At 72.0% G+C, this 14,820-nt stretch carries 13 protein-coding genes and 1 riboswitch; of the genes, 1 reads left to right on the top strand and 12 read right to left on the bottom strand.

Annotated features, from left to right (window positions below; genetic code table 11):
- From D9V37_RS00065 to D9V37_RS00010, 12 genes are all read right to left on the bottom strand, one after another.
- The coding region (locus D9V37_RS00065) for an acyl-CoA dehydrogenase family protein (protein ID WP_232524650.1) at positions 1 to 1,495 on the bottom strand (1,495 nt) is incomplete at its 3' end.
- A 58-nt stretch (positions 1,496 to 1,553) separates the two neighbouring features.
- On the bottom strand, positions 1,554 to 2,963 hold the full coding sequence (locus D9V37_RS00060) for a C40 family peptidase (RefSeq protein ID WP_121804114.1): 1,410 nt from the start codon (positions 2,961 to 2,963) through the stop codon (positions 1,554 to 1,556).
- Between the two features lie 393 nt (positions 2,964 to 3,356).
- Entirely contained in the window at positions 3,357 to 4,421 is a 1,065-nt protein-coding gene (locus D9V37_RS00055) for a phosphatase PAP2 family protein (protein ID WP_232524649.1), read from the bottom strand.
- 9 nt (positions 4,422 to 4,430) lie between these two features.
- A complete protein-coding gene (locus D9V37_RS00050) occupies positions 4,431 to 5,408 on the bottom strand; it encodes an ABC transporter ATP-binding protein (protein ID WP_121804113.1) in 978 nt (325 codons plus the stop codon).
- Entirely contained in the window at positions 5,405 to 7,003 is a 1,599-nt protein-coding gene (locus D9V37_RS00045; RefSeq protein ID WP_232524648.1) for an ABC transporter permease, read from the bottom strand. The genes D9V37_RS00050 and D9V37_RS00045 overlap by 4 nt, the downstream gene beginning before the upstream one ends.
- A complete protein-coding gene (locus tag D9V37_RS00040) occupies positions 6,984 to 8,018 on the bottom strand; it encodes a thiamine ABC transporter substrate-binding protein (RefSeq protein ID WP_121804112.1) in 1,035 nt (344 codons plus the stop codon). Before D9V37_RS00040 ends, D9V37_RS00045 begins: the two co-directional genes overlap by 20 nt.
- Positions 8,008 to 8,115, bottom strand: a riboswitch (TPP riboswitch). (Overlaps the previous gene by 11 nt.)
- A gap of 38 nt (positions 8,116 to 8,153) precedes the next feature.
- Positions 8,154 to 9,164, bottom strand: coding sequence for an MBL fold metallo-hydrolase (locus D9V37_RS00035; protein WP_232524647.1), 1,011 nt, complete (start codon positions 9,162 to 9,164; stop codon positions 8,154 to 8,156).
- Between the two features lie 10 nt (positions 9,165 to 9,174).
- Entirely contained in the window at positions 9,175 to 9,840 is a 666-nt protein-coding gene (locus D9V37_RS00030; RefSeq protein ID WP_121804110.1) for a GntR family transcriptional regulator, read from the bottom strand.
- Entirely contained in the window at positions 9,837 to 10,649 is an 813-nt protein-coding gene (locus D9V37_RS00025; RefSeq protein WP_121804109.1) for an NAD(P)-dependent oxidoreductase, read from the bottom strand. The genes D9V37_RS00030 and D9V37_RS00025 overlap by 4 nt, the downstream gene beginning before the upstream one ends.
- Before the next feature lie 10 nt (positions 10,650 to 10,659).
- A complete protein-coding gene (locus D9V37_RS00020; protein ID WP_121804108.1) occupies positions 10,660 to 11,697 on the bottom strand; it encodes an ABC transporter substrate-binding protein in 1,038 nt (345 codons plus the stop codon).
- A 3-nt stretch (positions 11,698 to 11,700) separates the two neighbouring features.
- Positions 11,701 to 12,474 carry an ABC transporter ATP-binding protein gene (locus tag D9V37_RS00015; RefSeq protein ID WP_121804107.1) on the bottom strand — a complete coding sequence of 258 codons (774 nt, stop codon included), beginning with the start codon at positions 12,472 to 12,474 and terminating at the stop codon, positions 11,701 to 11,703.
- Positions 12,471 to 13,247 carry an ABC transporter permease gene (locus tag D9V37_RS00010; protein WP_121804106.1) on the bottom strand — a complete coding sequence of 259 codons (777 nt, stop codon included), beginning with the start codon at positions 13,245 to 13,247 and terminating at the stop codon, positions 12,471 to 12,473. The genes D9V37_RS00015 and D9V37_RS00010 overlap by 4 nt, the downstream gene beginning before the upstream one ends.
- A gap of 111 nt (positions 13,248 to 13,358) precedes the next feature.
- On the opposite strand from D9V37_RS00010, the gene D9V37_RS00005 reads away from it, so the two are divergent.
- Positions 13,359 to 14,771 (top strand): lactate racemase domain-containing protein, encoded by a 1,413-nt coding sequence (locus D9V37_RS00005; RefSeq protein WP_158604330.1) that lies wholly within the window; start codon positions 13,359 to 13,361, stop codon positions 14,769 to 14,771.
- Positions 14,772 to 14,820: the final 49 nt, after the last annotated feature.

Raw genomic sequence — 14,820 nt, 5'->3', positions numbered from 1 at the left:
CTCCGTCGAGCCCGGGGATGAGGTCGCGCACCCGCTCGAGCAGCTTGTGGGCGGCGGTGCGCTCGATGACGGTCTCGACGGCCAGGTCGGCGATGAAGCGGACCATGCCGAGCTGGTCGAGGTCCTCGAAGGAGGAGCCGTAGTCGGTGAGCAGTCCCTTGGCCACCAGCTGCAGCAGGACGTGGTTGTCGCCCTCGAAGGTGGTGAAGACGTCGGTGTCGGCCTTGAGCGCGGCGAAGCGGTTCTCGGCGAGGTAGCCGGCACCGCCGCAGGCCTCGCGGCTCTCCTGGATGACGTCGGTGGCCAGCCAGGTGCCCAGCGCCTTGGTCCCGGCGGCGCGCGACTCCAGCGCGCGGCGGCGCTTCTCGGCCTCCCCGGAGTCGTCGGGGGCCTCCTCCTGGCCGCCGGCGGCGGAGAAGATCTCGTGCAGCTCGTTCGCCAGCACCTCCTGGGCGAAGTGCAGCGCGTAGGTGCGGGCGATGCGCGGGAAGAGCCGTCGCTGGTGCAGGCCGTAGTCGAGCAGCAGCTCCTCGTCGTTGTCCGGCTCACCGAACTGGCGGCGCAGCAGCGCGTACTTCGTGGCGATGACGAGCGCGACCTTGGCCGCGTTGATCCCGCCGCCACCGACGCAGACCCGGCCCTGCACCAAGGTCCCCAGAGTGGTGAAGAAGCGGCGCGAAGGGTTCTCGATGGAGGAGACGTACTCGCCGTCCTCGGTGACGTCGGCGTAGCGGTTGAGCAGGTTCTCCCGCGGCACGCGCACGCCGTCGAACCACAGCCGGCCGTTGTCGACGCCCTTGAGCCCCATCTTGTGGCCGTCGTCGCCGGTGCGGACGCCGGGCAGCGGGTCGCCGTCCTCGTCGCGGATCGGCACCACGAAGCAGTGCACGCCCTCCGAGCGGCCGTCGATCTCCAGCTGGGCGAACACGGCGGCGAGCGTCGCGTCCTTCGCCGCGCCCCCGATGTAGTCCTTGCGCGACATCTCGTCGGGCGTGGTGAGCACGAAGTCGCCGGACTCGTGGTCGTAGACCGCGACCGTGCCGAGGTGCTGGACGTTCGAGCCGTGCCCGTACTCGGTCATCGCGAAGCAGCCGAGCAGGTCGCCGGCGATGAGGTCGGCCAGGTACCGCTCGTGGTGGGTCTGGGTGCCGAGGTGGAGGATCGCGCCGCCGAACAGGCCGTACTGCACGCCCACCTTGACCAGCGCGGAGAGGTCGCCCATGGCCATCGTCTCGAAGCCAGCCACCGAGGCGCCGATGTCGCCGCCCCCGCCGTAGGCCTGCGGGAAGCCCATCCCCAGCATCCCGGTGGCGGCCATCTCGCGGATCGCGTCCATCACCGAGGTCCGGAACGTGGGCAGGTCCTGCTCGACCTGCGCGGTGAGCAGGTCGGCGTGCTCGACCAGGTGCTTGCGCGTCAGGTCACGGATGTCGGCGTAGCGACCGTCGAGCACCCGCTGCAGCGCAGCCGGGTCGAACGCTGGCGTCTCTGGCATGGCGCCATGCTGCCACCTCGGCGTACACCCGTACCCGCCCCGCCGGGGTAGTGCAGCTTCAGGGGCGGCTGAAGTAGTTCGGCGCGATCCAGTAGTCGATGCTGGCGATCATCACGTCCTGGCCGGTGCGGGGGGCATGGATCATCATGCCGTCGCCGAGGTACATGGCGACGTGGTGGATCGAGCCGGGGCTGCTGCCCCAGAAGATCAGGTCGCCGGGCTGCAGCTGGCTGCGGGTGATGTGCGTGGTCGCCGCGTACTGGCCGGCGGAGTAGTGCGGCAGCGAGACGCCTGCCGCCTCCCAGGCCCGCATGGTCAGCCCGGAGCAGTCGAACGAGCTCGGGCCGGCGGCCGCCCACTTGTAGGGCTTGCCGATCTGGGCCTTGGCGTACGCGATCGCCTGCGCGGCGTTGCCGGTCGGCGCGGGCGTGGGCGTCGAGCCGTCGGTCGGGTCGCTGGTCGGGCTGCTCGTCGGCGTGCTCGAGGCACTGCTGGACGAGCTGCTGGACGGGCTGCTGGAGGGGGTGCTGGAGGGGCTGCTCGACGCGCTGGGGGTGCTCGAGGGCGTGGGGCTGGCGCTGGCCTGCTGCTGGGCCTGCTGCTGGGCGGCCTCCTGGGCCGCCTGCTCCTGAGCCGCCTGCTGGGCGGCAGCCGCGGCGGCCGCCTCCTGCTGGGCCTTGACCTGCGCCGCCTGCTCGAGGGCGTCCTGGCGCTTCTTGGCCAGCGCCACGGAGATCCCGCGCGCCGCGGCCAGCTGCTTGACCAGCCGGTCGCGCTGGGTGCTGAGGGCCGAGGCGTCCTGCTCGGCGTCGGCCTGTGCGGCCGCGGCAGTGGCGCGGGTGGCGGAAGCCTGCTTGGCCAGCGAGGCGGCGGCCTTCTCGGCGGTCTTCGCCTTGGCCCGGGCCACCCGGGCCTGGCTCAGGGCGGCCCGGTAGCGGTCGTAGGTGGCGTTCATGCTCGACGTCGCCGACTGCAGCAGCCCGAGCCGCTCCAGCACACTCTGCGGACCGCTGGCCTGCACGATGACGCTGAGCTGGTCGAGCTGCGCGCTGCCGCGGAAGTTGTCGTTGACCAGGGACGCGACCGCGCTGCGCTGGCTGGAGACCTGCTGCTCGGCCGAGGTGGCCTGGGCCTGCGCGGCGTGAAGCTGGGTCTGCGCCTGCTGGAGGTGCCAGCGGGCGGCGTCGTACTTCTCGGTCGCGATCTCGGCCCGGGTGGAGGCCGAGTCGAGCCGCGCGTTGGCGGCGACCAGGCTGCGGCGCATCGAGGCCACGTCGCCGGCCTTCGCGTCGGCGGCGGCCCTGGCCGCGTCGACCTGCGCCTGGCTCGGGGCGGACGGGGTGCTCGGGTCACCGGTTCCGGGGTCCGCGACGGCGGACCCTCCGGTCAGTCCGGTCGCCAGGCACAGCGCTCCGGAGACCACCAGCGTCGTTGCGGTCGCGGTCAACCCGCGGGCCGTCGTGCGCACGTCAAGCTCCTCTGATCGGGGGCCCGAGCCGCTTCCCCACGGCTCGGGACTTCCGCCACGCTAGAGCTCACGAGTCACATTGGGAACACCTTTCACAAAAGTTCTCAGATTTCGCGGCGTGTCGGCTTGACGAACTACAAGGTTGTTATTTACGGAACCGCCGTGCGTGTCCCGGCGGGGGTTTTGCCGGGCACCCGGCAAAACCCCGAGAATTCGGCCTCAGAATCAGTCGATTCGACGAGTTTCGGTAGGCCGGAGTCCTACTTGCGAGGGTTGCGCCGCTGACATCCCCAGCCGTCACACCCGCCTCAAGATTCGCCGGGTGCCCGGCAAAACCCCGGAGACCCCGACCCGAGACCCGACCCGACGCCCCGACCCGTAGCCCCCCGGGCCCTAGTCCTCGACGTCGACCGGCACCCGGGAGGTGGTGGTCGTCGGATGCGAGCTGCGCCCTCTTCGGTCGAAGCGCTGGCCGGTGGCCACGGCGCCGATCCAGAAGGAGAAGACGGCGATGAACGCGCCCGCGATGTCGTCGGCGATGTAGTGCCAGCCGAAGTAGGTGGTCGAGATCGTCACCAGTACCACGTCGGTCCACAGCACGATCTTGATGAGCCGGTTGCGCACCGTGTACTGCGCGACCAGGGCCATCATCAGCGTGATGCCGACGTGCAGCGACGCGAAGCCCGCCACCGACTGCACCGCGTTGATGAACGGGTCGAACCTCAGCTCGTGGCGGCCGCTGATCAGGCTGTCCTGCAACGACGCGACCCCGGTGTCGGGGAGGTCCTTGTAGAGGTAGGGCGCCTGGAAGTTCGGGCCCAGGGTGGGGATCAGGTAGTAGCTGAGCGTGCCCAGGCTCCAGGCCATGCAGTCGGCGGTCACGAACCAGTAGCCGAAGCTGACGTTGCGCGACCACACCACCCAGGCGATGACCGCAATCGGCACCATCGGCAGGAAGATCAGGTACACCCACGACAAGACGTAGGCCGAGACCCCGGTGCCGAGCAGGTGGTGCAGCACCGTGGCCGGGTCGTGGCCCAGCAGCAGCCGGTGGTCGAGGCGGAGCATGAAGTTGTCGTAGGTGATCGGGTCGCCGTTGGGCTTGACCCGCAGGAACGGCAGGAAGTTCTTCAGGTTCCGGTAGGAGACGTAGGTCGCGTAGAAGCTGAGCAGCCCGATCAGCACCAGCTGGATCCGCTCGCGGGTCCAGTGCTCGCGCACGATGAGCCGCGCCTGCCGCTTGAACTGGCGCGGGTCGAAGTGCGAGCGCCAGATCGTCCGCGGGATCAGGTCGGCGAAGAACGCCCCACCGACCAGGATCGGCAGCCGCAGGTACGCCGGGCCCAAGAAGCCGTCCGGGTCGCGCAGCGGCAGGTCCAGCGACAGCGACGTCACGACGGCCAGCACCGCCATCACCACGGCGTTGGCCACGAGGAGTACCCAGGCGCGCCGCTTCACGCGGCGATTCTAGGGGCCGGTGACGACCGCCACCCGCGAGGTGTCCAGGCGCAGCCGCACCCGCTCCCCCACCGCGACGGCGCGGTCGCGCGCGGCCACGGCCTCGAGCCGGCCGACCTCGTCGAGGTCGACGACCAGCCGCTGCTGCTCGGGCGTCGAACGGGTCGACACGACGACCCCGGTCAGGTCGCCGTCGTCCTCGAGGCGCAGCGCCGAGCGTCGCAGCGCGACGGTGCCCGGTACGCCGAGCAGCGCCGCGGCGCCGGCGTCGAGCACGGTGGCGTAGCCCAGGAACCGGGCGGTGTCGGCGTCGGCGGGGTGGCGCCAGACGTCGGCCAGCGTGCCGGCCTGCACCAGCCGGCCCGCGCGCATGACGGCCATGGTGTCGGCGACGGTGAAGGCCTCCTCGTGGTCGTGGGTGACGTAGAGGGCGGTGGTGCCGGCCGCGCGCAGGATCTCGCGCAGGTCGCCGGCCAACCGCTCACGCAACCCGACGTCGAGGGAGCTGAGCGGCTCGTCGAGCAGCAGCAGCCGGGGGCGCACCGCCAGCGCCCGGGCCAGCGCGACCCGCTGCCGCTCCCCGCCGGACAGGGTCGTGGGCAGCCGGTCGCCGTAGCCGGGCAGGCCCACCAGCTCCAGCAGCTCGGTCACCGTGCGGGCGGTCTCGGCCCGGGGCCGGTGACGGATCCGCAGCGGGTAGCCGACGTTGCGGGCCACCGACTGCCCCGCGAACAGCTGACCGTCCTGGAACATCAGGGCGAACCCGCGGCGGTGCACCGGCACCCGGGCCAGGTCGGCGCCGTCCCAGGACACGGTGCCCGTCGCCGGCTGCTCGAGGCCGGCCACCGCGCGCAGCAGGGTCGACTTGCCGCAGCCCGAGGGGCCGAGCACGGCCAGCACCTGGCCGTCGGCCACCTCGAGGTCGACGTCGTCGACGGCGAGGGTGTCGCCGAAGCGGACCGAGAGGTCGACCACCTGCAGCGTCACGGGCGCACCCGCTCCACGCAGAGCATGACCAGGGCGGTGGCCACCGCCAGCACGACCGAGGCGGCGAGCGCGGTGCCGACGTCGCCGGCGTCGGGCCGCGAGATCAGCCGGTAGATCAGCACCGGGAGCGTCGGCGTGGTCTCGCGCACGACGAAGCTGGTGGCACCGAACTCCCCGAGCGAGACCGCGAAGGCGAAGCCGGCGGCGGCCAGCAGCGGCCGCCAGGCGACGGCGAGGTCGACGGTGAGCAGCACCCGCAGCGGTCCGGCACCCAGCGACGCGGCCGCCTGGCGCTGCCGGTCGTCGACGGCGCGCAGCACGGGAGCGACCGTACGCACCACCAGCGGCAGCGCCACCATGGCCTGGGCGATCGGCACCAGCCACGGCGAGGCGCGCAGGTCCAGCGGCGGGTGGTCCAAGGTGACCAGGAAACCGAAGCCGAGCGTCACCGCCGAGACGCCCAGCGGGAGCATGAAGGCGCCGTCGAGGACGCTGCGCCAACGACCGCCGCCGGGACGGGTGACCAGGCCGGCCACGGCCACCCCGAGCAGCATCGACAGGGCGGTGGCCACCAGCGCGATCTGCGCGGAGTTCGACAGCCCGGTGAGCGCCGAGGCCGGCAGCGCGGCACTGACGTGTCCCAGGGCGCGGTAGTGCTCGAGCGTCCAGCCGCCGCCGGCCGTGGCGAGCGAGCGGACCACCAGCGCCAGCATCGGCAGCAGCAGCGCGGCCACCACCAGTGCCGACCAGCCCAGCGCCAGGAGGTCGCCGCGCCGCGGACGCCGCGGACGCGCCCGCACGCGGTCGACCGGGACGGCGCGGCCGGTGAGGTGGGCCAGGGCTAGCAACGCGGTGAGGACGAGCAGCTGCAGCACCGATAGCGCCGCGGCCCCGCGCAGGTCGAGCTCCTGGGTGGTGAGCAGGTAGATCTCGGTCTCGACGTTGGCGTAGCGCAGGCCGCCCATCGTCAGCACGACCCCGAAGGAGGTCGAGCAGAACAAGAACACCACCGTGGCCGCGCCGACGACGCCGGGCAGCAGCGTGGGCAGCGTCACCGTCCGCAGCACCTGCCACGGGGTGGCGCCGAGCGCAGCGGCGGCCTCCTCGCGGCGGACGTCGAGGTCCTCCCAGAAGCTGCCGACCGTGCGCACCACGACCGAGACGTTGAAGAAGGCCAGCGCCAGCACGATCGCCACCGCAGTGCCCTGCAGGTGCAGGAAGCCGAGCCAGCCCGCGGGTGCGAGCAGCTGCCCGAACGCCACCCCCACCACCACCGTCGGCAGCACGAACGGCACCAGCACCAGGCCCCGCAGCAGCCGGCGACCTGGGAAGGACAACCGGTGCAGCGCCCACGCCAGCGGGACTCCGGCCAGCACGCACACCAGCGTCGCCAGCCCCGCCGACCAGACGGTGAACCACAGCACCCGCAGCGTGCGAGGGCGCGCGAGCACCGCTAGCACGTCGTCGGGGGCGAACCGGCCGTCGACGACGAAGCCGCGGCCCACCATGCCCACCACCGGGTAGACGAAGAAGACGGCCAGCACGGCGACCGGGACGGCCGCCAGCAGCGCCGTGCTACTGCGTCGCCAGGTCACGCCACTGGCGCAGCCAGGTGGTGCGCTCCTGAGCGATCTCCTCGGCGGGGATCGCGTACGGCTTCGTCGCCACCTTCGCCCAGCGCGCCCACTCGGTCGGGAGCGCGGTGGTGGTGACCGCCGGGTAGACGTACATCTGCGAGGGCAGCTGCTTCTGGAAGGCGTTGGTGAGCATGAAGTCGACCAGCTCGGCCGCGATCTTCGGGTGCTCGGCGCCCTTGAGCACGCCGGCGTACTCCACCTGCCGGAAGCAGGTGTCCAGCAGTGCGGAGGTGGTCGGCGTCGTGCCGCCCTTCGCGATGGTGTCGGGAATGGAGGAGGCGTAGGAGAGCACGATCGGCCGGTCGCCCTTGCCGCCGCCGGCGGTGAAGTCGGTCTCGTAGGCCTCGGTCCAGCCGCTGTCGACCTTCAGGCCGTTGGCCAGCAGCGCCTTCCAGTACGTGGGCCAGGCGTCACCCTTCGCCGCGATCGTGGTGAGCAGGAACGCCAGCCCCGGCGACGACGTCGGCGGTCCCGGCACGACCAGCTGGTCCTTGTACGCGGGCTTGGTGAGGTCGTCGAGGGTGGCCGGCGGCGTCTGGTGGTGGGCGGTGTACCAGGCGTTGTCGACGTTCATGCAGACGTCGCCGTAGTCGATCGGCGTCAGCTGCTGAGCCGCCTCGCCGCTCGGCCGGAACGCCTCGGCCGACGTCGGCAGCGAGGCGGTGTGGTCGGCGAGCACACCGGCGTCGACGGCGCGGCTGGCGAAGGTGTTGTCGATGCCGTAGACCGCGTCGCCGATCGGATCGGACTTGGTGAGCACCAGCTTGTTCACCAGCGCGCCGGCGTCGCCGCTGGCCACCGTCCGCACCCGGTAGCCGGTCTTCTTCTCAAAGGCGGCGATGACGCCCTTGTCCATCGCCCACGAGTCGTGGGTGACCAGCGTGACCGTCTTCGGGGCGTCCTCACCGCCCCCGCTGAAGGCACAGCCCGAGAGGGCCGCCAGTGGGACGAGCAGCAGCAGGATGCGTCGCATCTCGACTCCCTTCGCCGGTGCTAACCGGAGCAGGTTCAAGGGTCTGCGCCCGGGTGGCGCACTCTCAGCGACGCTCGTCGCTCCCCTGTCGTGTGGGCTCACCCTAGCCCTCTGCGCGACGGCCGCTCCGCTGGGTCAGGGCATCGAGAAGCGGACGGTGCCGTCGAGCTCGGTGCGTACCAGGTCGCCGCGCAGGGCGAGCAGCTCGAGGTGGTGCAGGGTCTCGAAGGCCGCCAGGGCCGCGTCGAAGGCGTCGAGCTCGCTGGCCCGGCGCTCCCGCTTGGTCCACGGCAGCAGCTGCGCCGCCTCCCACGCCGTGTGCGCCCCGTCGGCGACGGCGGCCAGCGAGGCGGCCAGCCGGGCGTCGTGGAAGCCGACCAGCTCGTCGATCCGGGTGTGGGAGGACTCGGTGACCGCACCGTGGGCGGGCAGCAGCCGCAGATCCGGCAGGGCGCGCACCTTGGCCAGCGAGGCCAGGAAGTCGCGCAGCGGTTGGCGCGTGTAGACCGCCTCGAAGCCGATCGAGGGCGTGATGGTGGGCAGGACGTGGTCGCCGGCGAAGAGCAGCCCGGCCTCGCGGTCGGCGAACACGTAGTGGCCCTGGGTGTGGCCGGGGGTGGCGACGGCGTCGAGGGCCCGGCCGTCGAGCTCGACGCGCACGTCTCCCTCGAGCCAGCCGTCGGGCTGCTCCCAGTCCCGCCGGTCGGGGGGCTCGGTGACCAGGTCGCGCCACGCCCCGTAGAGGGAGTAGGCGCCGGCGAGGGTGAACCGCTCCTCGAACGGGTCGGTGGTCCGGGGGCCGGCGACCAGGTCGAGGGCCGGCTTGTCGCCGATGCCCAGCGACACGTGCGAGCCGACCTCGCGGCGTACCGCCACCGCCTGGGTGTAGTGATCGCGGTGCACATGGGTGACCAGGAACCGCCGGATGTCGCGCAGCGCGTAGCCGATCTCGCCCAGCGCCTGCTCCAGCAGCGGCCGGGACTCAGGGATCGCCCAGCCACCGTCGATGAGCGTCAGGCCGTCGCCGGTCTCGATGACGTAGACGTTGACCGCCCGCAAGCCGTCCATCGGCAGCGGCAGCGGCACCCGGTGGACGCCATCGGCCACCTGATAGGCCCCGGGCTCCGTCCAGGTCTGGTCGCTCACGCAGGGCAGGTTAGGCGAGGCGCCGGACCAACCGGTCGCGGACCAGCCGGATGTGCTCGCGGGCCCGCTCCTCGGCCAGGTCCTCATCGCCCGCCGTGACGGCGGTGAGGATGCGCCGGTGCTCGCGCACGGCGCTGGCCGGCCAGGTGGACAGGTCGCCGGCCCGCATCGCGACGCTGACGCGGCTCAGCAGCGGGTCCAGCGCCTTGGTGAGCGAGAGGTTGTCGGCGCCCTGGAGCAGCCGGCCGTGGAAGCGCAGGTCGGCGCGGATGACGTCGTCGGCGACGCCGCTGCGCACGGCCGCCTCGTGCTGGTCGACCAGCCGCCGCAGGTCCTCGACCAGCCGGCTGTCGCCGCCCGCGACGGCACGCGCGGCCAGCCGTGCGGAGAGCCCCTCGAGCACCTCGCGGACGGCGTAGGCCTGGGCGAGCTCCGTGCCGGTGAACCCGACCACCACCGCCCCGCGGTGCGGCTGCTCGATGCCCAGCCCCTCGGCCACCAGCCGCTGCACGGCCTCGCGGACCGGGCTGCGCGAGAGTCCGAGCTCCTCGGCCAGCGCCGGCACGCTGAGGTGCTCACCGGGGCCGAGCCGGCGGTCGACGATGCGCAGGCGGATCGCCTCGTAGGCCTGGTCGGCCAGCCGCACCGGTCGGATGTACTCCCCGCTGGCGCTCACCCGAGGAGCTCCTCGAGGACCGCGATCGAGTCCAGGTCGCCACGCCCGTGCGCCAGCGCCTGCCCGTTGAGCTCCTGGGCCGCCTGTGCCACCGGCAGCTCGACGCCGTGACGCCGCGCCAGGTCGAGCGCGATCGCGTTGTCCTTGTGGAGCAGGGCCACCGAGAAGGTGGGCGTGTAGTCGCGGCGGACGGCGCGAGGCGCCACCTCGCGGAACAGCCCGCTCACCGACGCCGCCCCGGAGTCGACCAGGGTGTCGACGAACACGGCCGGGTCCAGGCCCGAGGCCTCGGCCAGCGCCAGCACCTCGGCGGTGGCGGCGTTGACGACGCCGAGCATCAGGTTGTTGAGCACCTTCAGCGTCGCCGCGGAGCCGGTGGGGCCGACGCCGACCACGCGCGCAGCCACCGGGGCGAGCACCTGGGCGGCCAGATCCACCAGCTCCTGGGAGCCGCCCACCGGGATCGTCCAGCGGCCGACCGCCGCCGGCCGGCCCAGCACCGGGCAGTCGGCGTAGCGGCCCTCGAGCACCTCGGCGGCGGCGAGGGAGGTGTCGGGGCCGACGGTGGAGGTGTCGAGCACGGTGGTGCCCACCAGCGCCGGGACGACGTCGAGCACCACCTCGGGGGTGGGCAGTGAGAGCACCACGACGTCGCGCTCGGCCAGCTCGGCCGGCGTCGCCTGGGGCAGTCCGGTGCGGGCGACCGCCGTCGGCGAGGGGTCGTGCACCGCCACGTCGAAGCCGGCGCCGGCCAGGGCGGCGGCGATGGGCCCGCCCATGGTGCCGACGCCGACGCAGCCGACCCTCATGCCGGGTCGCTCACGAGGCCTGCTTCGCGACGTCGACGAACAGCGAGGTGTCGAAGAACGTCTTCGGCTCCACGAACGAGGGCAGCCCGCCCAGCGCCACGAACGCCTTCTCGGCGGTGCCGACGACGTCGAGCACCTGGCCGTTCTCGTAGCGCTGCAGCCACTCGGCGTTGGTGTAGTCGGTCTGGTACTTCACCTGGTGCTGGAGGTCGGAGAGCTTCGCGTCCTGGGAGTAGGCCACCTTCCACACCTTCTGCAGCGAGCCCGACGGGTCCTTGCGGAAGGCGGCGTTGCTCTGCAGCCAGCCCGCCACGATCTTCTTCACGGTGGCCTGGTGCTTGGCGTACCAGGCGTTGTTGGCCACCCAGCCGTCGCCGACGGCGGCGTCGGGGTAGTCGCCGGCCGAGGCGATCATGCTCGCGCCGGGGTCGGCCTCCTTGACCCGCAGGTCGAAGGGCACCCACAGCACGATGGCGTCCACCGAGCCGGAGTTGAACGCCTGAACGGCGTCGGGCATCGCGGCGTTGACCACCGTGACGTCGCTGCGGCTCACCCCCGCCTTCGTGAGCGCGCGCAGCAGCAGGATGTCGGCGGTGGTGCCCGTGGTGGTGACGACCTTCTTGCCCTTGAGCTGCTTGACGTTCGTGATCTCCGAGCCCGGCTGCACCCAGATCTGAGCGGTCGCGTTCTCGATCGAGTTGAGCATGAAGACCTTGCCCTGCCCCTGCGCGGGGAAGTTCGAGGTGACGCCACCCATGATCGCGACGTCGATGCTCCCGGCGTTGAGCGCCTGCGCCTCGGCGATGCCGGTGTCGAACTTGGTGAGCTTGAGGTCGAGGCCCTGCTTGGCCCAGTAGCCGGCCACCTGACCGAGCCAGAGCTTGTCGTCGACGGCGATGGTGTGCAGGTAGCCGACCTTGACGACCGTCGAGCCCTTCTTGGCCTTGACGGTGCCCTTGGTGTCGCCGCTCCCCTCGTCCAGCGCGCCACAGGCGGCGAGGGCCACCGCCATCACGATGGCGACGAGCGCGGTGATCAGTCTTCTCATGGTTCAGCTCCTCGCTGAGGTGGTGGACTCAGAACGCATCAGGTCCTCGAGGTGACGACGCACCGCGAGGAACTCCGGCTGCAGCCGGGACTCCGGCGTGCGGGGGAAGGGCACCGGCACGTCGACGACCTCGCGCACCCGGGTAGGCCGGTTGCCGAGCACCACCACGCGGTGGCTGAGGAAGATCGCCTCCTCCACCGAGTGCGTGATGAGCATCGTGGTGCGCCGCTCGGTCTGCGTGGTCTCGACGAGGAGCTCCTGCAGGTACTCCCGGGTCTGCGCGTCGAGCGCGGCGAACGGCTCGTCCATCAGCAGCACCTGCGGCTCGGTGGCGTACGCCCTCGCCAGGGCCACGCGCTGGCGCATCCCGCCCGAGAGCGTCTTGGGCAGCGACTTCTCGAAGCCCTGCAGCCCCATCAGCTCGACGTAGCGCGCGACCTGGGCGCGTCGCTCCTCGCGCGAGCGGCGGTTCGCGCGCAGCGTCAGCCCGAAGCCGATGTTCTTCTCCACCGTGAGCCACGGGAAGATCGCGTACTGCTGGAAGACCACGCCGCGCCGGTGGTCGGGCCCGGTGACCGGCTCGCCCGCGACGGTGGCCTCGCCGGAGTCGGGGCGCAGGAAGCCGGCCGCGATGTTGAGCAGCGTCGACTTGCCGCAGCCGCTGGGGCCGAGCACGCTGACGAACTCGCCCTCGCCGACCCCGAAGCCGACGCCGTCGAGCACCTCGACGCCGCCGAAGCCGAGACGGACGTCGTCGAACCCGATCATCGTGGTCATCGCGCCACCCGGTCCTGCCAGCGCACCGAGACCCGCATGACGGCGACCAGGACCCGGTCCATCACCACGGCGCTGAGGCCGATCAGCACGATGCCCGCGAAGAGGTCGGGCTTGCGGCTGAAGTTCGCGGCGTCCTGGATGTAGGTGCCGAGCCCGCGCTGGGCGACGGTGAGCTCGGCAGCCACCAGGGTCGCCCAGGCGATGCCGAGCGCCACGCGGACGGCCACGAACACCTGGGGCACGGTGTAGGGCACGACGATGCGGGCGAAGAGCTCGAGCCCGGAGGCCCCCATCGCCCGGCCGGCGCGGACGTAGATGTCGTCGACGGCCGCGACGCTCTCGTAGATGACGACCACGGCGGCGAAGAACGCGGCGTAGCTGAGCACCGAGAGCCGGGCCTGCTCGCCGATGCCGAGGTAGACGATGACCAGTGGGATCAGCGCGATCGGCGGGAGCGCGCGGAAGAAGCTGACCAGCGGCTCGAACATCAGCCGCAGCGGCCGGTACCAGGCCAGCACGAATCCCACCGGGACCGCCACAGCGCAGCCGATCGCGACCCCGATGAGCACCCGCAGCACCGAGAGGCGCAGGTCCAGCAACAGGTCGTGCTCGGTGAAGCCGACCACGGCGGCGTGCAGCGTCGCCGCCGGCGAGGGCACCTGCTTCGCGCCGGTCATGACGAGCGAGACCAACCACCAGGCCACGACCGCCAGCACCACGCCCAGCAGGGGCAGTGTCCAGCGCAGGGGAGTCCGGCGCAGGGGGCGGGTCACTCCAGTCGATCCTTTCCCGATAAAGTCAACTGACTCGGTGCATCATGCCGAACACTGCATGTAACCTGCAATCCCGACACTCTCTCAGAGCGGGGGCCTTTCTCGGTGCACGTGAGCCTGGAGTACGGCGACGACCTGATCGACGTCGAGGTGCCCGACACGAGCGTCGTCGTCGACGCCGCGCAAGCCTCGGAGCCGACGCCGCTGGCCGACCCGGTCGGCGCCACCCGTGCGGCGCTCGACCAGCCGCTGGGCAGCGAGCCGGTCAAGGGCCTGGTCGGGCCCGGGTCCACGGTGACCATCGCCTTCCCCGACCGCGTCAAGGGCGGCGCCCACGAGACCGCCCACCGGCGCACGGTGCTGCCGCTGCTGCTCGACGACCTGTTCGCCGCCGGCGTGCGGCCCGAGGACGTCCGGCTGGTCTGCGCGATCGGGCTGCACCGCAAGAACCGTCCCGACGAGATCGAGGGCTACCTCGGCGACGCCGTCCACCGCGTACCAGCTCAGAACGTCGTCAACCACGACGCCGAGGACCCCGACGGCATCGTCGACCTCGGCACCTCCTCCCTGGGCGACCCGGTGGCGGTGAACCGGCACGTCGTGGAGTCCGACCTCTCGATCCTCATCGGCCACGCGGCCGGCAACCCGTACGGCGGGTTCAGCGGCGGCTACAAGATGCCCAGCACCGGGCTCACCACCTGGCGCTCCATCGCCTCCCACCACACCCCGCGCAGCCTCTACCGCGACGACTTCGTGCCGGTCTCGCCGCACAGCCACTTCCGCGACCAGCTGCGCGCCATCGGCCAGCGCATCGAGGAGGCGCTCCCGCAGCCGTTCTTCTCGGTCGACGCGGTGCTCGACTCGGCCAACCGCCAGCTCGGCGTCGCCGCCGGCCTCATCACCGACGTCGAGCAGGCCACCTGGCCGCTGGCCGCGCAGCGCACCGACCTGGACGTGGGCGGACCCGATCACCAGCCGGCCGACGTGCTGCTCATCGGCGTCCCGCGCACCTTCCACTACGGCCCCGGCATGGGCTCCAACCCGATCCTGCTCACCCAGGCCATCGGCGCCAGCGTCATCCGGGCCAAGAAGGCCCTGGTCGACAAGCCGGTGGTGATCGCGGCCGCGGTCTGCGACGGCTGGTTCAACCTCAAGGAGTTCCCGCCCTACGAGGCGGTCTACGACGTGCTCGCCACCTGCCAGCACCCGGCCGACATGAAGCAGCACGAGGAGCTGCTGGCCACCGACCCGCACTGGGTCGAGCTCTACCGCCACCACCAGGGCTACCACCCCTTCCACGCCTTCTCGATGGTCTACATGGGCGGCGTCGCCCGCGAGCAGACGCTGGCCACCTTCGTCGCCGGAGCCCGGCGTCCGGACCAGGCGCGGGTAATGGGCCACCGCACCACCGCGACGGTCGAGGAGGCCCTGCGCGAGGCGGCAGCGCTGCTGGGCCGCGAGCCGCGGGTGGTCGTCGTGCCGCAGCTCTCGAAGCCGCAGTTCCATCTCGTACCCCGAGCGTGAGGAACGAACGCGCGGGCGTCACGACGGGAGGTTGAGCGAGCCCCACGGC

Origin of the sequence: Nocardioides mangrovicus (assembly GCF_003674065.1) — a bacterium.
GTDB classification, from domain to species: domain Bacteria; phylum Actinomycetota; class Actinomycetes; order Propionibacteriales; family Nocardioidaceae; genus Marmoricola; species Marmoricola mangrovicus.
The sequence above is the reverse complement of the archived record's forward strand: the minus strand, read 5'-3'. Positions and strand labels throughout refer to the sequence as shown.